General features: G+C 71.4%; 14 protein-coding genes and 1 pseudogene. 8 read left to right on the top strand and 7 right to left on the bottom strand.

The features are described 5' to 3' along the window. Positions 1-5: 5 nt before the first annotated feature. From Pflav_RS31490 to Pflav_RS31480, 3 genes are read right to left on the bottom strand one after another with little or no spacing between them, the layout of a single operon-like run. A complete protein-coding gene (locus tag Pflav_RS31490) occupies positions 6-1,031 on the bottom strand; it encodes an ABC transporter permease subunit (protein WP_173040460.1) in 1,026 nt (341 codons plus the stop codon). Continuing rightward, positions 1,028-1,999 (bottom strand): ATP-binding cassette domain-containing protein, encoded by a 972-nt coding sequence (locus tag Pflav_RS31485; protein ID WP_173040458.1) that lies wholly within the window; start codon positions 1,997-1,999, stop codon positions 1,028-1,030. The genes Pflav_RS31490 and Pflav_RS31485 overlap by 4 nt, the downstream gene beginning before the upstream one ends. Positions 2,000-2,056: 57 nt before the next feature. Then, positions 2,057-2,842 (bottom strand): DeoR/GlpR family DNA-binding transcription regulator, encoded by a 786-nt coding sequence (locus Pflav_RS31480; RefSeq protein WP_173040456.1) that lies wholly within the window; start codon positions 2,840-2,842, stop codon positions 2,057-2,059. Positions 2,843-3,014: 172 nt separating this feature from the next. Between Pflav_RS31480 and Pflav_RS31475 the strand changes: the two genes are divergently transcribed. The 3 genes from Pflav_RS31475 to nagA are packed head-to-tail and all read left to right on the top strand — an operon-like array spanning position 3,015 to position 5,934. Further along, positions 3,015-3,935 (top strand): SIS domain-containing protein, encoded by a 921-nt coding sequence (locus Pflav_RS31475; protein ID WP_173040454.1) that lies wholly within the window; start codon positions 3,015-3,017, stop codon positions 3,933-3,935. After that, a complete protein-coding gene (locus Pflav_RS31470) occupies positions 3,932-4,843 on the top strand; it encodes an ROK family protein (RefSeq protein ID WP_173040452.1) in 912 nt (303 codons plus the stop codon). The genes Pflav_RS31475 and Pflav_RS31470 overlap by 4 nt, the downstream gene beginning before the upstream one ends. After that, on the top strand, positions 4,840-5,934 hold the full coding sequence (gene nagA / locus Pflav_RS31465) for an N-acetylglucosamine-6-phosphate deacetylase (protein ID WP_173040450.1): 1,095 nt from the start codon (positions 4,840-4,842) through the stop codon (positions 5,932-5,934). The genes Pflav_RS31470 and nagA overlap by 4 nt, the downstream gene beginning before the upstream one ends. A gap of 65 nt (positions 5,935-5,999) precedes the next feature. On the opposite strand, the pseudogene Pflav_RS48135 reads toward nagA, so the two are convergent. Beyond that, positions 6,000-6,344 (bottom strand): annotated as a pseudogene (locus Pflav_RS48135) (phosphatase PAP2 family protein); the annotation flags it as partial. A 447-nt stretch (positions 6,345-6,791) separates the two neighbouring features. Between Pflav_RS48135 and Pflav_RS31455 the strand changes: the two are divergent. Further along, positions 6,792-8,018, top strand: coding sequence for a DUF4032 domain-containing protein (locus Pflav_RS31455; RefSeq protein WP_173040447.1), 1,227 nt, complete (start codon positions 6,792-6,794; stop codon positions 8,016-8,018). A 1-nt stretch (position 8,019) separates the two neighbouring features. Here the strand turns inward: Pflav_RS31455 and Pflav_RS31450 are convergent, their stop codons facing one another. Then, positions 8,020-9,786: a potassium channel protein gene (locus Pflav_RS31450; protein ID WP_173040445.1), complete on the bottom strand. Its 1,767-nt coding sequence runs from the start codon at positions 9,784-9,786 to the stop codon at positions 8,020-8,022. Positions 9,787-9,870: 84 nt separating this feature from the next. Beyond that, complete coding sequence (locus Pflav_RS31445) at positions 9,871-10,353, bottom strand: YkvA family protein (RefSeq protein WP_232072133.1); 483 nt, start codon at positions 10,351-10,353, stop codon at positions 9,871-9,873. Between the two features lie 159 nt (positions 10,354-10,512). Between Pflav_RS31445 and Pflav_RS31440 the strand changes: the two genes are divergently transcribed. Together Pflav_RS31440 and Pflav_RS31435 are read left to right on the top strand one after the other, a co-directional pair. Then, on the top strand, positions 10,513-10,830 hold the full coding sequence (locus Pflav_RS31440) for a type II toxin-antitoxin system Phd/YefM family antitoxin (protein WP_197938793.1): 318 nt from the start codon (positions 10,513-10,515) through the stop codon (positions 10,828-10,830). Continuing rightward, a complete protein-coding gene (locus Pflav_RS31435; protein ID WP_173040443.1) occupies positions 10,827-11,219 on the top strand; it encodes a type II toxin-antitoxin system VapC family toxin in 393 nt (130 codons plus the stop codon). Before Pflav_RS31440 ends, Pflav_RS31435 begins: the two co-directional genes overlap by 4 nt. A 7-nt stretch (positions 11,220-11,226) precedes the next feature. On the opposite strand, the gene Pflav_RS31430 is transcribed toward Pflav_RS31435, so the two are convergent. Beyond that, positions 11,227-13,434, bottom strand: a complete 2,208-nt coding sequence (locus Pflav_RS31430) for an AAA family ATPase (RefSeq protein ID WP_415624405.1) — start codon at positions 13,432-13,434, stop codon at positions 11,227-11,229. A 110-nt stretch (positions 13,435-13,544) separates the two neighbouring features. Here Pflav_RS31430 and Pflav_RS31425 point away from each other — a divergent pair, with 110 nt between their 5' ends. Together Pflav_RS31425 and Pflav_RS31420 are read left to right on the top strand one after the other, a co-directional pair. Beyond that, on the top strand, positions 13,545-16,268 hold the full coding sequence (locus Pflav_RS31425) for an alpha/beta fold hydrolase (protein WP_180201286.1): 2,724 nt from the start codon (positions 13,545-13,547) through the stop codon (positions 16,266-16,268). Then, positions 16,265-17,131, top strand: coding sequence for an ABC transporter permease (locus Pflav_RS31420; RefSeq protein ID WP_173040437.1), 867 nt, complete (start codon positions 16,265-16,267; stop codon positions 17,129-17,131). Before Pflav_RS31425 ends, Pflav_RS31420 begins: the two co-directional genes overlap by 4 nt. Positions 17,132-17,189: the final 58 nt, after the last annotated feature.

Raw genomic sequence — 17,189 nt, 5'->3', positions numbered from 1 at the left:
CTATCTCACGTGATGTCACGGCTGCGCATCAGCCAGATCGCCGCAGCCAGTACCACCGCCGTGCCCAGGCCGAAGACCAGGGCAGACTGCTGCCAGGTGACGATGAAGATGTCAGGCTCACACTGGCCGCTGGCGCTGAGGTTGCAGGCCCGCCACTCCTGGAGCTCCCACCGCTTTTGGAACCAGGCCAGCACGTACGTCGACAGCACCCACCGGTCGGCGAACCGCACCTGTGCGACGGTCAGCGCGATCCGTATGCCGATCTCGCTCAGCACGCCCACACCGACCGCCGCGCCCAGTGCCATCGCCGTGTGGCGGCCGATCGACGCGAGGCCGAACGCGACCGCGGTGACCGCCAGCACCAGGCCGGCACCCCGCGCGCCGGTCAGCGCGAACGACTCCCAGGCGCCCTGGGTCATCTTGCCGGTCTGGCCGTCGTACCTGCCGATCAGCCAGAACGCGGCGGTCCACAGTGCACCCAGCACGACCGTGATCCCGAGTACGCCGCCGAGCAGCACACCAAGCTTCGTGAAGAGCACCGAGAGCCGGCGCGGGCGCCACAGCAGGAGGTTCATCATGGCGCCGGTGTGCCACTCGGCGCCCACATACGACGCGCCGACGATGAAGCCGAAGAGCGCGAGGATGCCGGCGAACACCGAGATGAAGGTGCCGAACTGGTCGCGGAAGTGGAACTCGTACGGCAGGTTCCACGACGTGTCGAACTGGTCCCGCTGCGGCGCGAACCCCGGATCCGTGCTGCAGTCGGGCGGCCAGTACAGGCTGACGTTTTCGCCGCGCGTCCGCGCCGCCTCGCACTCGGCGAGGTTCTGCTGGTGCATGCGCAGGGACTCCTCGTACTGCCGCTGCGTCTCCGCCTCGGCGGCGGCCACCTGGGCCGGTCCGACCTTCGTGCTGGCGGCCGTGAACGCGACCGCGATCGCGCCCAGCCCGAGCACCAGCAGGACCACCATCAGCCGGGTGACGCGGCGCTTCGCGAGGCGGCGCACCTCGGCGCGGATCAGACCCTTCATGCCGGCACCTCCACGGACTGGTCGACCTGGCGGTGCTGTCCGGCCACCGGCGCGGTGCCGGTCAGCTCCAGGAAGACGCTTTCGAGGTCGACCGTGACCGGGGCCAGCTCGTTCACATAGAGGTCGTGGCCGGCTAGGGTGCGAGTGACCCACGCGGGCTTTTCGATGCCGGTGACCAGCAGGTGGTCGGGCTTGAGGTCGACCCGCGCGCCGGCCGCGACAAGCACCTGGGCGGCCTGCGGGAGGTCGGTGGCGGACTCGAGCCGCACGACGACCCCGCCGCCGGAGTGCTGGGCCAGCACCTCGGCGACCGGGCCGGAGGCAACCCGCCGGCCCAGCGAGATGATCGTGACGGAGTCGCAGATCTGCTGCACCTCGCCGAGGATGTGGCTGGAGAGCACCACCGTCATGCCGGACGCGGAGAGCTGCCGCATCAGGTCGCGCATCTCGCGGATGCCGCCCGGGTCGAGGCCGTTGGCCGGCTCGTCGAGGATCAGCAGCTCCGGGCTCTTGAGCAGTGCCGAAGCCACCGCGAGCCGCTGCTTCATGCCCAGCGAGTAGGTCTTGACCCGCTCCTTCGCCCGGTCGCGCAGGCCGACCAGCTCCAGGACCTCGGGCACCCGCGCCTGTGGCACCTCGCCGGCGTCGGCTAGCAGCGAGAGCGTGTCCTGGGCCGAGAAGTGCGGGAAGAACTGTGGACTCTCCACAATGGCGCCCACCCGGCCGGCGACCGCGGGCAGGCGGACCGGCACCTCCTCGCCGAGGATCGCCATCCGGCCGCCGTTGGGGCGGATGAGGCCCAGCAGGGTACGCAACGTCGTGGTCTTGCCAGACCCGTTCGGGCCAAGGAAGCCGTGCACCTGGCCGGCCTCCACCACCATGTCGAAGCCGTCGAGCGCCTGGCGGGCTCCCCTGAAACGGCTGCGATAGGTCTTTCGCAGACCTTCGATCTCCAGCACCGCTGTCACGCCGGACAACATACTCGGTATGCACAAGCGCCGCTGCCCCGTCGGCCTTGTGCCGAGTTAGGCGCAGATGACCCGTACGCCGGCCGCCTCGAAAGCGGCCACAATCTCCGGCGGCGCCCCCGAGTCGGTCACCAGCATCTCGATCCGCTCGATCGGGCAGATCCGGGCGAACGCGTGCCCGCCCAGCTTGGACGAGTCCGCGATGATGACCACCCGCTTCGCGCGGGCGACCATCAGGTTGTTCATCGACGCCTCGCCCTCGTGGTGTGCCGCGGCGCCGAGCTGTACGTCGATCGCGTCCACGCCCAGCAGCGCCACGTCGAGCGTCACCTCGCGCAGCAGCGCCCCGCCGAGCGGCCCCACCAGCTCGTACGACTGTGGTCGCACCACGCCGCCGGCCACCACGATCTTCATCCGGGAGCGGACGAGCAGCTCGTTCGCGATGTTCAGCGCGTTCGTCACGACGGTTAGCTGGGCGCCGTCGTTGCCGGTGTTGAGGTCGGGACGTACGGCCAGCGCGCGGGCCACCTCGGTCATCGTGGTGCCGCCATTGAGGCCCACCACCATGCCCGGCGACACCAGCGCCGCGGCCGATGCGCCGATCCGCTGCTTCTCGGCCGAGTGCTTCGCCGTCTTGTACCGCAGTGGCAGGTCGTACGACACACCATTGGCCACAGCGCCACCGCGCGTGCGCGTAATCATCTGCTGCTGGGCGAGCTGGTCGAAGTCGCGGCGGATCGTGGCCTGCGAAACGTCCAGGCGGCTAGCGGCCTCTTCCACGCTGACCCGCCCGCTGTCGGTCAAGAGCTCGAGCAGGGCGTTCCAGCGTGCGTAGCGGTCCACCGTAGCCTCCGCGGTACGGACGGTGCGTGAATGCGTGCACAATAGTGCGCAAAACATCGGTACGCAAAACAGGGCGCTGCGCAAAGCTGCGCACGGTTGCCAGCACCCGGCTGGAACGCGCACAATGACGCTTGAAAACCGGCCGCTCTGAACCGTTACGCGCAGGAGAATCATGGCTTACGTAGACGGTGAGATAGCCAGCCAGCCCGACTGCTGGCGCGAAGCGGCGGACCTCGCCGGCCGTTCGGAAGGGCTGCCACGCCCGGGTGAGCGGGTCGCCGTCGTCGGTTGCGGCACGTCGTGGTTCATGGCGATGGCGTACGCGGCGCTCCGCGAGCGCGCCGGCCACGGCGAGACCGACGCGTTCCAGGCCTCGGAGTTCCTCACCACCCGGCGCTACGACCGGATCGTGGCGATCACTCGCTCGGGTACCACCACCGAGGTCGTCGACCTGCTCGGCGCTGTTGACGTGCCGACGACCGCGATCGTGGGCGACCCGTCCGCGCCCGCGGTCCATCTGGCGAGCGACGCGGTGCTGCTGTCCTTCGCGGACGAGCGGTCGGTGGTGCAGACCCGCTTCGCCACGACCGTGCTCGCCCTGCTCCGTGCCCACCTGGGCGAGGACCTCGGGCCGATCGCGGTCGACGCCGAGGTGGCCGTGCGGGCGCCGCTGCCGGTCGACCTGACCATGATCGAGCAGGCCACCTTCCTGGGGCGCGGCTGGACCGTGGGGCTGGCCCACGAGGCGGCGCTGAAGTGTCGTGAGGCGGCCACGTTCTGGGCCGAGGCGTACCCGGCGATGGACTACCGCCACGGCCCGATCTCCATCGCGGCGGTCGGCCGGCTGGTGTGGGCCTTCGGCGAGGTGCCGGACGGGCTTGCCGAGGACGTGGCGGCGACCGGTGCGGCCTTCGTGCACGGCAGCCTCGGTCGAGGCTACTCGGCGCTGGGCCGGTGGGGCGGCGGCCGCAAGCCGCTGGACCCGATGGCAGACCTCATCCTCGCCCAGCGGTTCGCGGTCGCGCTTGCCGCCAGCCGTGGCCTCAACCCGGACGCGCCCCGGCACCTGACGCGATCGGTCGTGCTTGCATGACCCAGTGCGTCGTCGCGCTCGACGTCGGCGGTACGGGCATCAAGTGCGCGCTGGTGTCCGAGGCCGGCGACGTGCTGCACACCGAGCGCCACGCCACCGGTGCCGACCGTGGCCCGGCCGCGGTGGTGGAGACGATCCTCGACCTAGCCGCGAGCCTCGCCGCCAAGGCGCGGGCTGAGGGCCTCACCCCGGTCGCGGTCGGGGTGACCGTGCCCGGGGTTGTCGACGAGGTCGCCGGCGTGGCGGCCTGGTCGGCGAATGTGGGCTTCCGCGACGTACCACTGCGTGATCTTGTCGTGGAGCGGCTCGGACTGACCGCGGCGCTCGGCCACGACGTGCGCGCGGGTGGCCTGGCCGAGGCCAGGCTGGGGTCCGGGCAGGGCTTCCGGCACGTCCTTTTTGTCGCGATTGGCACCGGTATCGCGGCCGCGCACGTGGTCGACGGGCAGGGCTTCGCGGGCGCGCACGGGGCCGCGGGCGAGCTCGGGCACATCGTGGTACGCCCCGGAGGTACCCCCTGCGGCTGCGGCGCCCGCGGGTGCCTGGAGGCCGAAGCGTCCGCGGCCGGGGTGAGCCGGCGGTATGCCTCGCTTGCCGGCAGCCCGGCGACGGCCGCCGAGGTCGTCGCCCGCGCGGCCGATGGCGACGCCGTCGCCACGCGGGTCTGGACCGAGACGATCGAGGTACTGGCCGACGGGCTGGTCACCGCGCAGACCCTCTACGACACGGAGGCGATGGTGCTTGGCGGTGGCCTGGCCGAGGCGGGCGACACTCTGCTCGACCCGCTGCGTGTGGCGATCCGCGAACGGCTGCGCTTCCAGATCGAGCCTGTCCTCGTCCGCGCTGCCCTCGGTGACGAGGCCGGGTGCGTCGGCGCCGCCCTGCTCGCCCTGGACGCGCGCGCATGAGGGTCGAGGGACGGGTGGTGACGCCGAGCGGCGTCGTCGACGGATACGTCGAGGTGACCGGCCAGACCATCGTCACGGTCGGCACCGGCACTCCAGCGACCGGGAGCTGGGTCGTGCCCGGGTTCGTCGACATCCACACGCACGGCGGGGGCGGGCACACGTTTACGACGGGTGACGCCGCGGCTGCCCGCGAGGCGGCCGCTTTCCACCTGCGGCACGGTACGACCACGCTGCTTGCCAGCCTGGTCAGTGCGCCGCCCGAGCTGATGCGCCAAGCCACCGCCGCTTTCGCCCCGCTGGTGGCCGAGGGTGTGCTCGCCGGCATCCACTACGAGGGGCCGTACCTGTCGCAGGCCCGGTGTGGCGCGCAGAACCCGCAGTACCTGCGCGACCCGTCTCTGGCCGAGCTGGAGGCGCTGGTCGAGCTGGGCGGCGGCGCGGTGCGGATGGTCACGATCGCCCCCGAGCGGCCGGGCGCGCTGGAGGCCATCAAGCTGCTCGTATCGCGCGGCGTGGTGGCCGCGATCGGGCACACCGACGCCACTTATGACCAGACGCTCGCCGGCGTCGCGGCAGGTGCCACGGTCGGTACCCACGTCTTCAACGGCATGCGCCCGGTCCACCACCGCGAGCCCGGTCCGATCCTTGCGCTGCTCGGCGCCGAGTCGGTGGTGTGCGAGCTGGTCCCGGACGGTATACACCTGCACGACGGGACGCTGGCGTTCGCGGCCAAGGTCGCCGGCCCCGACCGCACCGCCCTGATCACCGACGCGATGGCGGCGGCCGGGATGCCCGACGGCGAGTACGAGCTGGGTGGCCAGGCGGTCGTCGTGGCCGACCGCGCGGCCCGGCTGGCCCGGGACGGCGCGATCGCCGGCAGCACGCTGACGATGGACGTGGGCCTGCGCCGGGCGGTAGACGTCGGGATGTCCATGGAGGACGCGGTACGCATGCTGACCACCACCCCGGCCAGGGCGATCGGCATGGCCGGCGAGGTGGGCGCGCTGGCCCCGGGCCTCCGCGCCGACTTGGTGGTGCTCGACGAAGCCCTGCGGGTGGAACGGGTGATGCGCGCCGGCTCCTGGCTCTGAAGGCGGCTACGCGGGCGACTGCCGAGCAGGGTCGCGGGGCCGGGGAGAGACGGCCAGGGGACGCGGGTGAGCAGGCGGCCCAACAGCAGCCCTGTCAGCAGGCCGGCCACGGAGTCGGTGACCCAGTGGTAGTTGAGGTAGACGGTCGTGCAGAAGACGATCGCCGGGGGCGCGATGCGGAGCCAGCGGCGGGCGGTGCGGCCGAGCCACGGGGCTAGCAGCAGGGCCAGCACGCCGTACCAGACCACGGTGTTGACCAGGTGGCCGGAGGGATAGGAGAGGCTGTACTCGCCCGGCGGCAGGTGGTTGAACAGCTCGACCGCGTCCGGGAGGGGCGAGCGGGGTGCGGCGCGGTCGGTCCAGAGCTTGAGCGGCATGATGGCGAAGCCCGTGACCAGGAACGCGGCCACCACCAGGCCAAAAGGCCACGCCGAGCGCCTCCGGACGCCGAGCCAGATCGCGATCACGGCGCAGAGCACGGTGAGCGGGCCGCCGTTGCCCAGGAAGTTGAGCGCGCGGCTCGCCCGGTAGGCCGGGTCCCACTGGTGGCCGTCGACCCAGTCGGCGACGGCCTGGTCCAGGTGGAGGAGCCAGCCGGTGGCGAGCGCGGCGGTCAGGATGACGAACGCGACAAGCAGCAGGGCGTCGAACCACCAACCCTCGGGCCACACCCGCTCGAGCCGGCGCGCCGCCGACCTGGTGCGCTGGGCGCGAGTCTCCTGCACAAACCCCAAGCTACAGTCGCGACTTGATCTTGTTGTAGATCGTTCCACTTCCTCACCAACACATACCGTGACAATCCGTTTCGACTGTGTGTAACGAGCCACGGTTAGCGGCGACGCGGACCTTGACCCGGCATGCTTGTGTGCGTGCGCATCACATCGGCCCTCGTAGACCCGGCGTTGCTCGACCTCCCATGGTCGACTCCGCTGGAGGAGTGGCCTGCCGACCACCTGGTGGCGCTGCCCCAGGGCATCTCGCGGCACGTGGTGCGATTCGTGAAGCTCGCTGGCACTGTGTACGCGGTGAAGGAGACCGGCGAGCGGGTGGCCGAGCGGGAGTACGACCTGCTGCGCGCGCTGGAGCGCATCGACTTCCCGGCTGTACAGGCGGTAGCGATCGTGGCCGACCGGGCGGCCCTGGACGGTGAGCCGCTCGACCCGGTGCTGATCACGCGGCACCTCCAGTTCTCGCTGCCGTACCGGGCGCTCTTCTCGCACACGCTCCGCCCGGAGACGATGAACCGGCTCCTCGACGCGCTCGCGGCGCTGATCGTGCGGATGCACCTGACCGGCTTCTTCTGGGGCGACTGCTCGCTGTCCAACACGCTGTTCCGGCGTGACGCGGGTGCGTTCGCCGCGTACCTGGTGGACGCCGAGACAGGTGCGCTGTACCCCTCGCTCTCGAAGGGGCAGCGCGGTGAGGACCTGGAGATCGCTCGGGTCAACATCTTCGGCGAGGCGCTCGACCTTCAGGCCGCGGGGCTGCTGCACGAGTCGATCGACCCGGAGATCGTCGCCGAGGAGGTCGTCGAGCGGTACGACCGGCTGTGGCACGAGATCACGTACGAGCAGGAGATCAAGCGGGAGGACCGCCACGACATCGAGGGGCGCATCCGCCGCCTCAACGAGCTCGGCTTCGACGTGGCCGAGGTGGCGATGTCCCTCGTGGACGGTGACGGCGGCTACCGCGTGCGCCCCAAGGTCGTCGACGCCGGGTACCACACCCGCCGGCTGCTGCGCCTGACCGGACTGGACGCCGAGGAAAACCAGGCCCGCCGGCTGCTCAACGACCTCGACACGTACCGCGCGGAGAGCGACCTCGCCGACGAGCAGCAGGCGGCGCACCGCTGGCTGACCGAGGTGTTCGAGCCGGTGGTCCGCGCGGTGCCAGGGCACCTGCGGCGCAAGCTGGAGCCGGCGGAGCTGTTCGTGCAGATCATCGAGCACCGGTGGCGGCTCTCCGAGGAGGCCGGCCGTGACGTGGGCCTGGCGCCCGCGGTGCAGTCGTTCCTCGCCGACGTGCTGGTGCACCGCCCGGACGAGCAGGCCGTGCTGGGTGTGGAGCTGACCGCGTCCCTCTGATTCAGGGGGTGGTTTCCGCAGTGGGCTCCGGCTGCTCCGCCGCGCGTTTGAGCAGCCAGCCGAGGCCGGAGCGGCGGGCGACGACGGTGAGGCGGTCCCCGCCGTGTACCCGGAATGCTTCGGACGGTGTCCAGATCGGGCGCGGCTCGGCAAACTTGGCGAGCGCGATGACCCGTACCTCGCCGGGACGGCTGGCGTCGCCGATCGAGCCGCCGTCGAGGATCGAGCCGCGTGCGACCACCACTTCGGAGACGAGCAGCACGTGGCGGTCGACCGGGATGGTGGCGATCACGTCGCGGTTCATCAGCGCGCCGACGAAGGCGGGCGCGGCGAGGTAGGAGACGCTGCGCGAGGTGCCGATGTTGAACGCCTTCTGGATCCGGTACGCCAGGTCGCCGTCGAACAGGCGCATGACCACCCGTACGTCGGGGCGGATCGCGCGGCCGTTGAGCGCGGCCTGGAGGTTGCTCACGTCGTCGGTCGAGACCACGACAAGTGCCTGGCAGGTGCCGACCGAGGCGGCCCGGAGCACCACCTCCAGCGACGCGTCCCCGATGATCAGAGGGACGCCGAGCTGCCGGGCGATCGGCGCGCCCCGGGCGGACGGGTCCTTGTCGATCGCCACGACCTCGATGCCCAGCTCGTGCAGGTGGCGGATGATCCGGGTACCGACGTTGCCGACGCCGACCACGACCACGTGGTCTTCTCGGGGCATCCGCAGGCGGCCGGCATTGAGCGCCAGGCGGGCGTTCACGATCGCGTCGACCACGACCGCTGTGATCAGCGGTACGAGCGCGAGCCCGGCAAGCGTCAGCACGATCTGGATCAGCTGCACGCCCAGCGACTCTTCGAGGTCCACATCGGACCCGGTGACCGTGGTGAGCAGCGTGGAGTAGACCGCCTGCCACGGTGACAGCCCTTGCGAGCGGGCCAGCAGCGCCCCGAAGATCGCCGACACAAGCAGGACCGCGATGGTCGCGATGCCCAGCTTGCGGCTGACAAACCATCGCAAACCACGGAAGATCACTGCGAACGGTGTACGCCGTCGCCGCTGCTGCACGATCCGGCGGGCCGCGAGGACAGTGCCGGCCTGCTGCCCTCTGACCTCGGCGAGCACAAGGTCGGCGCGGCTCTGGTCGGCCGGCAGCACACGCGGGTTGTTGCGCTCGCGGGTGTCGGCCAGCCCGCAGACGATGCTGTCCGGCCGCACTTCAGATCGCCGAGCCACGTAGAAATTACGCCCAGCGTGCCGAAAGTCCGTCGGCGCCGGCTCGCCCAGCGCGGCGGCAACGAAGGCGGGCGCCGCCATCGCCGAGTCGGACATCACCTCGCAGTCGGCGAAGAGGCGCTTGACGCCCTCGGCCAGCCGTGGCGTGAACATGCGGATCACCAGGCGCACGCTGGGCTCGACGTCCTGGGCGCAGAGGGCGGCGTGGATGTTGCCCACGTCGTTCTGGTGGAGCAGCGCGAGCCCGTCGGCTCCGGCCAGGCCCGCCCGCCGGAAGGTCTCCTCGTCGAGCCGGTCGGCCCGGATCAGCTGGATGCCCTTGATGTCGGCGATGTCGGGCCCTTCGGGGCGGCGGCGGTTCGGCACGATGACGGTGATCCGCGCCTCGTACGACTGCGTCAGCTCCATCACCACGCGATAGGCGAGGGGATCGCTGCCACAGATGACGTAGTGCGGCGCGTCGCCGTTGACTCGAAGCCCATCACGCAGGCGGGAAACCACTGCGCGCCGCGCCCTGTTGCGCCACGGGTCTTGCGACATGCACGGGATCGTAGTCAGGCGGTTCACCCTCCGCAGCCCTGAAGATCAAGAGCTGTGAAGTATTCGGGGTCACAGGGGCGCGGGTCAATCCGATCCGCGCCCCTCGGCGTTGCCCGCCTCGCCCTCGTCAGTCCTGCTCTCCTCGCGTCCGTCCGCGTTGCCGGCGTCGCGTCGCTCTGTCTTGCCGCCGAGCAGGCGCTCCAGCAGCCGCGGGTCACCGGGCCAGGCACCGAGGAGTACCTCCCGGGGGACCTGACGTCCGGCGTACCGCAGGGCGAGCGCGACCACGACGATGTCGTCGAGTGGCCCGATGACGGGGAGAAACTCCGGGATCAAGTCGATCGGGCTGGCCACCCACAGGCCCGCGACCACGATCGCCACCTTCGCCCGCCGCGGCACGCGCGGGTCCTTGCGCAGCCGCCGGACGGTAGTGACACAGTCCGGGATGAAGGCGGCCATGTCACGCAAAATCCCAGGCGGCAGCCGTCGGGCCAGCAGCACCAGCAAAGCCCAACTCGCGACGAGACAGCCGGCCGCGACCGCCAGCCCAAGCAGCCAGCTCCGCACGATCGAATCGTACCGAGCTTTTATAACCCCAATTTGGCTGCAACCCCTGGCTTCCGGCGTGCTTCGTGGCGTACTTTCTGCGCGCCTACGACAGTGGAGGTCGCGATGACGGTGACGAGTTCGCTCCCAGATCTACTAGATTTTTACTACACTGCTCCTGTGGCCGCATCACCATCGCCATCGCCGGCCGGTGACGCCGTGACCGTCACCGAGCTCAACCAGCAGACCACCTCTGTGCTGCGACGAGTCAAGGAGGGACAGGTGCTTCCCATCACCGAGCGGGGCAAGGTCATCGCCTTCCTCACGCCACCCCCACCCACCGTGACCGGCAACCCGACGATCGACCGCTGGATCGCCGAGGGCCGGCTGGTCCCGCAGGCCGTCCCGGGCACGGTGCTGGATCTGCTTCCGCTGCCCGAGAGTGCCGGCGGCAGCCTCGCCGACACGGTCATCGCCGAGCGGGACACCGAGCGGTGATCTACCTCGACACCTCGGCGGCGGCGAAGCTCATCCGTGTCGAGCCCGAGTCGGTGGCGCTGACGACATTCCTCGCGGAGCGCATCGCCCTGCCGCTGGTCTCGTCCGCGCTGCTCTACCCCGAGCTGGTCCGAGCCGCCGCCCGGCACGAGCCGGACCACGTCGGCCGGGCCATTGCCCTCACCCAGAGGGTCATGACGGTGCCGCTCGCCAGCGACATCGTCACGAGCGCTGCCACGATCGGCGGCCCGCTGATCCGCACCCTCGACGCCTTGCACCTCGCGACGGCCAAGGTGATCGCGGAGAGCCTGCACGCCTTCGTTACGTACGACAAACGCCAAGCCGATGCCGCCGCGAGCGAGGGCCTCCCAGTCGCTACCCCCGCGTGACGGCGGGTCAGCGGGCGGCTTGCTTTTCGGCGTACGTCTCGAGCCAGGCGACCTGGCCAGGGTCCAAAGACGGGCGCACCCGCGCCCTCGCGGTGGTGACGTGTGCCGCCGTCACCGAGGAGGCCTCCAGCGACTCGCGCATCGCGGCCAGTGCGGCCTCGCGGATCAGGGCAGCGCAGTCGGCGGCGGAGAAGCGCTCCAGCGACGATGCCAACGCCTGTAGGTCCACGTCGCCGGCCAAGGGGACCGTGCGGGCGGCCGCGCGCAGGATTTCGCCGCGGGCTTCCGCGTCTGGTGGGGGGACGTACACCAGGCGTTCCAGGCGGCCGGGGCGCAGTAGTGCCGCGTCGACGAGGTCGGGGCGGTTTGTGGCGCCAATCACGACCACGTTGCGCAGGTCCTCCACGCCGTCCAGTTCGGTGAGCAGCGCGGCGACCACGCGGTCGGTCGTACCGCCGTCCGTTGCCTGTCCGCGTATCGGGGCGAGCGCGTCCACCTCGTCCAGGAAGACGAGCGTCGGGGCGGCTTCGCGGGCTCGGCGGAAGAGCTCGCGTACCGCACGCTCACTGTCGCCCACCCACTTGGAGAGCAGCTCGGCGCCCTTCACCGAGAGCACGTTGGCCTTGCCCGTGCCCGCGATCGCCTTGACCAGATAGGTCTTGCCGCAGCCAGGCGGTCCGTACAGCAGGACGCCGCGCGGTGGCTGCACGCCCAGCCGGGCGAAGGTGTCGGGATACGTCAGTGGCCACAGCACCGACTCGGTCAGCACCTGCTTGACCTCGACCATGTCGCCCACGTCGTCGAGCGTGACGGCGGCGACCTCCAGTGTGGACTGTGCCATCGAGGTGGGGCGGACGACCTCCAGCGCCGCCTCGAAGTCGGCCATCGAGATCGTGGGCGTGGAGTCGGCCGACGCGCCGGAGGAGCGGATCCGCAGCGCTGCCCGCACGCCCGCCTCGCGGGCCAGCGCGGCCAGGTCGGCGGCGACGAAGCCCGGTGTGCGGCCGGCCACGTCGTCCAGGCGCACGTCCTCGGCGAGCGGCATCCCCCTCGTGAGCACGGCCAGCTGCTCGCGTCGCATCGCGGCGTCGGGCAGGGCCACCGCGAGCTGTACGGAAAGCAGGTCCGGTCCGCGGAGCGCGAGGTCGACGGACTCGGGGCGGCTGGTGGTGCAGATGACCGCGGCGCCGGCGCGGACCAGCTCGGCGATCAGCTGGCGGAAGACCGTCGACAGTGGACCGGGCTGGTCGCGTGGGGCTAGCGCCTCCACGTCCGACACAAGGAGCACCGCCGGGCCACGGCCGCGTACCCCCGCCGCGGCCGTGCGGAGCCGCGCCGCCGCGTCGTTGTTGGTGAGCGCGGCGACCTCGGGGGCCCACACGGTGGTGACGGTCGCCCCGACGGCGGCCGCCACCGCACGTACGAGCGCGGACTTCCCCGAGCCGGCCGGGCCGGTGATGAGCACGCCGAGCGCGACGGAGGTGCCGAGCTTGGTGAGCACCTCGCTGTGGTGGAAGCCGAGGTCGAGCAGCTCGGTTAGCTCCTGCGCCTGCATGCGCAGCCCAGGCAGGTCGTCGACGGAAGGAGCGGCCTCAGCTTCAGCCTCGGCGGCGCCGGTGGCAGCAGCAGCGGCGGCAGGCGGCTGCACGCCCACCGAACCGGGCTCGTGTGTGGCCTGCCCGCCCTCCCAGGCGACCACGGTGTCCATTGTGACCAGTGCGGCATCGGCCGGCTCGACGGCGCCGACCGTGAGGAGGGTGCTCGTCCATGCGTACCCGACAGTGTTGGCGAGGCTGCGCCGCGCGGCGTGGATGAGCGCGCGGACGCCGGACTGGGTCACCACGTCCTGGGGTAGGAGCGAGACGTTGTCGCCGGCGGTGACCACCTTGCCGAGCAGCGCGAGGCGAAGCATCTCGGGAGAGACCGCGGCGATGATCTCGACCGGACCGGCAAGCGTGACGCTGCGGGCAGCTACGACCGGCGCGGGGGCGACGGTGATCTGGCCGCCGTCGCGAACGCCGAGGTTGCCGAGAATGAGGTCGTCGGCGTAGAGCAGCGCGCGGCTCGCACCCGGCTCGGCGCGGGCCGCGATGCCGGCCGTCGCGCGCCTGCCGGTCAGCCGCACCGGGTCGCCGGGATTGAGGTCGAGCGCGGTCAGCACCTCGGGATGCAGTCGCACCACGCCGCGACGGGCGTCCAGCGCCGCCGGACGCATGCTTGCGGTCAGGGTGAGATCGCGTTCGGCCACTCGCCGAGAGTAGCCCGGCGCTTCATCCTGAGAGGGTTCTCAGGATGAAGCGTGCCCCGCGCCGTACCGTTTGCGTCATGCCAGCGATCCGCTCCGCGCGCGTGCGCCGTGCCCTGCCCGCGGTTGTGGTCGCGTCCGCCCTGCTCGTCGCTGCCGCGGTGTGGGCTGCCTGGCCCGAGTCGCAGGCGTATACGACCGAGGAGCAGGTGATCACCGTCCGCTCCGGGCCGGGTGGCGACGAGCCGGTCGACCTGGACACGACGCTTTACCTGCCCACCGACCGGAGCGGGCCGGTGCCGGCGGTGCTGCTGGCGCACGGCTTCGGCGGTACGAAGGAGAGCGTGCGCGCCGACGCCCAAGACCTCGCCGGGCTCGGCTACGCGGTGCTGGCGTACACGGCTCGCGGCTTCGGGCGCAGCGGCGGCGAAATCCACCTGGACAGCCCCGACTACGAGGTACGGGACGCGCAGCGCCTCCTCGACTGGCTCGCCACCCGCCCCGAGGTCAGCGAGGACGCTGACGGGGACCCGAAGGTGGGCGTGGTCGGCGGGTCGTACGGCGGCGGCCTGGCGCTCATGCTCGCCGCACAGGACCAGCGGGTGGACGCGATCGTCCCCATGATCACCTGGAACGACCTGGCCCGCTCCTTCCTCCCCGAGTCCGCCGGCGCCAACACGGTCGACGGGGTGTTCAAGAAGGGCTGGGCGGGACTCTTCTTCGGCGGGAGCGCCGGCATCGGCACGGACCCGATCTGCGGGCGCTTCGCGCGGGACGTCTGTGAGATGTACCAGCGCACCGCCACCACCGGGCGCGCCACCCCCGAGGCCGTCGACCTGCTGCGCCGCTCCAGCCCGGCGACCGTCCTCGACCGGATCAAGGCGCCCACCCTGCTTATCCAGGGCGAGTCGGACACGCTCTTCCCGCTCAGCGAGGCGGACGCCAACGCGCGGGGCATCGCCGCCAACGGCACACCGGTGCGTGTGGCCTGGTTCACCGGTGGCCACGACGGCGGTCAGGGCCCGCGCTCCGACCGTGACCGGGTGAGGTTTCTGACCGGGCAGTGGCTCGACCACTACGTCAAGGGTGAGGGTGAGGCGCCGGCCAACAGCTTCACCTGGTCGCGCGTTGCCGGCTTCGACGCGATGGACCGTGGCCTGGTCACCAACGGCTACTCGGTCGACGACTACCCCGGCCTCTCCGGTACCGCCACCGAGCGGGTGCCGCTCGCCGGCCCGCCGCAGCCGATCGCGAACCCGGCCGGCGGCAACCCGGCCGCGATCTCCGCCCTCCCCGGCGGGGGCGACCTGGCCAGCGCCGCCTCCGAGGTGGGCGGGCTGATCGGCGACCTGCCCGGCCAGCACGCCATCTTCCAGTCCGAGCCGCTCGCGCAGGCGGTCGACATCGTCGGCGCGCCCACAGTCTCCATCCGGGCCGCGTCGCCGACCGGTGAGGCGGTGCTCTTCGTCAAGCTCTACGACGTCGACGAGAGCGGCGCCGCCACGCTCCCCGGCGGCATTGTCGCCCCGGTGCGACTGACCGGCCTGCCCGCCGAGCCGGCCCAGGCGCGGACGGTCACCGTTACGCTGCCGGCCATCGTGCGGCGGATCGAGGCCGATCACCGGCTGCGGGTCGTCGTAGCAACGTCCGACCAGGGGTACGCCACGCCGGCGGAGCCCACCCTCTACACAGTCGCCCTGGGCGGCGACGGGATCACGGTGCCGACGGTCGCCGGCGAGCCCATCCCCACGACCGCGGTGCTGTGGCGCTGGGTGCTCGCCGGGCTCATCGCCGCGGTGCTGCTGGGGCTCGTGGTGGTCCTCCTGGTCGTGCGGCGCCGGCAGCGCCGCGCCGACTCCACCATCAGGGAGGAGTACGCGCAGACGCCGCTCGTGGTCAGCCGGCTGCGCAAGGAGTACGCGGACGGCTTCGTCGCGGTGTCCAACGTGGACTTCACAGTGGAGCGCGGTCAGGTCGTGGGGCTGCTCGGTCCGAACGGCGCGGGCAAGACCACGACGCTGCGGGTACTGATGGGATTGACCCAGCCCAGCGGCGGCGAGATATACGTCTTCGGCCACCGCCTCGTGCCCGGCTCGCCGGTGCTCTCCCGCCTCGGCGCGCTGGTCGAGGGGCCGGGCTTCCTGCCGCACCTGAGCGGGCTCGACAACCTCAAGGCGTACTGGCGGGCCACCGGGCGTCCGGAGGCGGACGCGCGGCTCGACGAGGCGGTGGAGATCGCCGGGCTGGGCGACTCGATCCACCGCAAGGTCCGCAAGTACAGCCACGGCATGAAGCAGCGCCTCGCGATCGCCCAAGCCATGCTGGGCCAGCCCGAGCTGCTGGTGCTCGACGAGCCGACCGACGGGCTGGACCCGCCGCAGATCGCCGAGATGCGCCGGGTGCTCAAGCGGTACGCCACCGACGGGCGGGCGGTGCTCGTCTCCAGCCACCTGCTTGCCGAGGTGGAGCAGACATGTACCCACGCGGTGGTCGTCAACAAGGGGGAGATCGTGGCGTCCGGCCCGGTCGAGGAGATCGTCGGCGACTCGCCATCGGTACGGCTTGACGTCTCCGACGTGGGCGCCGCCGAGGCGGTGCTTCAGCGGCTGGACGGCGTCCGGTCGGTCATCGGCGACGGCGCCAACGGGCTTGTGGTGGACATCAACGGCACCGCGCGCAGCGAGGTGGTGGCCGAGCTCGTCCGCGCCGGTGTCGGGGTCGACCGCGTGGTGCCCCGGCGGCGGCTCGAAGACGCCTTCCTGTCCCTGGTAGGCGACAACTCGCGGGGGAGTGGCGACCGATGAGCACCGGGACGATCGGCGCGACCGCGGGCTACCGTCCCGGCCGCACCCTCACCGTCTGGCAGGAGTGGCGGCGGCAGGCGACCCGGCGGCGTACCCAGTTCGCCCTGGGCTTCATGATCCTGCTCCCGCTGATCGTGCTGGTCGCCTTCCAGTTCGACACCGGTGGCGACGACGACAACGGCGGCGGCGAGTTCGCCAGCCTGATCGACCTCGCCACGTCGGGCGGGCTCAACTTCACGCTGTTCACGCTCTTCGTCTCGGCCGGCTTCCTGCTGACCGTCGTGGTGGCCCTCTTCTGCGGCGACACCGTGGCCAGCGAGGCGAGCTGGGGCAGCCTGCGTTACCTGCTGGCCGTACCGGTGCCGCGGGCGCGGCTGCTGGCGGTGAAGCTTGTCGTCGCGCTCGGGTACTCGGCGGTCGCCCTGATCCTGCTCGCCAGTACCGCCCTGCTCCTCGGCACACTCCGGTACGGCTGGTCGCCGCTGCGCAGCACCGTGGCCGCCGAGATCCCGGCCGGCGAGGGGCTGCTGCGGCTGCTCGGCATCCTCGGCTACCTCGCGGTGGGGCTACTCGTCGTGGCCGGGCTCGCGTTTCTGCTCTCGGTGCTCACGGACGCCCCGCTCGGCGCGGTCGGCGGCGCGGTGCTGCTCTTCATCCTCTCCAGCATCCTGGACCAGATCACCGCGCTGGGCAGCATCCGTTCCTTCCTGCCCACGCACTACACCGACGCGTGGCTAGGGCTGCTGTCGACGCCGGTGCAGTCCGACGACATCGTCAAGGGGTGCATCTCGGCGGTCGCCTACGCAACGCTCTTCTGGTCCCTCGCGTTCTGGCGGTTCACCCGCAAAGATGTGGTCTCCTGACTGCGGAGCGTGAGGCAGATCACCAGAAAGGCGTGGTAGGCCTTTCGCCCCGTACACT

Source organism: Phytohabitans flavus (genome assembly GCF_011764545.1).
Classification (GTDB): Bacteria; Actinomycetota; Actinomycetes; order Mycobacteriales; family Micromonosporaceae; genus Phytohabitans; species Phytohabitans flavus.
Note: the sequence above shows the minus strand (reverse complement) of the source record. Positions and strands in the feature narration are given on the sequence as shown.

Excerpts from the sequence above, each read along its gene's own strand:
- Pflav_RS31490 (WP_173040460.1), bottom strand. The coding sequence starts at position 1,031 with ATGAAGGGTCTGATCCGCGCCGAGGTGCGCCGCCTCGCGAAGCGCCGC.
- Pflav_RS31475 (WP_173040454.1), top strand. The coding sequence starts at position 3,015 with ATGGCTTACGTAGACGGTGAGATAGCCAGCCAGCCCGACTGCTGGCGC.
- Pflav_RS31470 (WP_173040452.1), top strand. The coding sequence starts at position 3,932 with ATGACCCAGTGCGTCGTCGCGCTCGACGTCGGCGGTACGGGCATCAAG.
- nagA (WP_173040450.1), top strand. The coding sequence starts at position 4,840 with ATGAGGGTCGAGGGACGGGTGGTGACGCCGAGCGGCGTCGTCGACGGA.
- Pflav_RS31455 (WP_173040447.1), top strand. The coding sequence starts at position 6,792 with ATGCTTGTGTGCGTGCGCATCACATCGGCCCTCGTAGACCCGGCGTTG.
- Pflav_RS31450 (WP_173040445.1), bottom strand. The coding sequence starts at position 9,786 with ATGTCGCAAGACCCGTGGCGCAACAGGGCGCGGCGCGCAGTGGTTTCC.
- Pflav_RS31430 (WP_415624405.1), bottom strand. The coding sequence starts at position 13,434 with ATGCGTCCGGCGGCGCTGGACGCCCGTCGCGGCGTGGTGCGACTGCAT.
- Pflav_RS31425 (WP_180201286.1), top strand. The coding sequence starts at position 13,545 with ATGCCAGCGATCCGCTCCGCGCGCGTGCGCCGTGCCCTGCCCGCGGTT.
- Pflav_RS31420 (WP_173040437.1), top strand. The coding sequence starts at position 16,265 with ATGAGCACCGGGACGATCGGCGCGACCGCGGGCTACCGTCCCGGCCGC.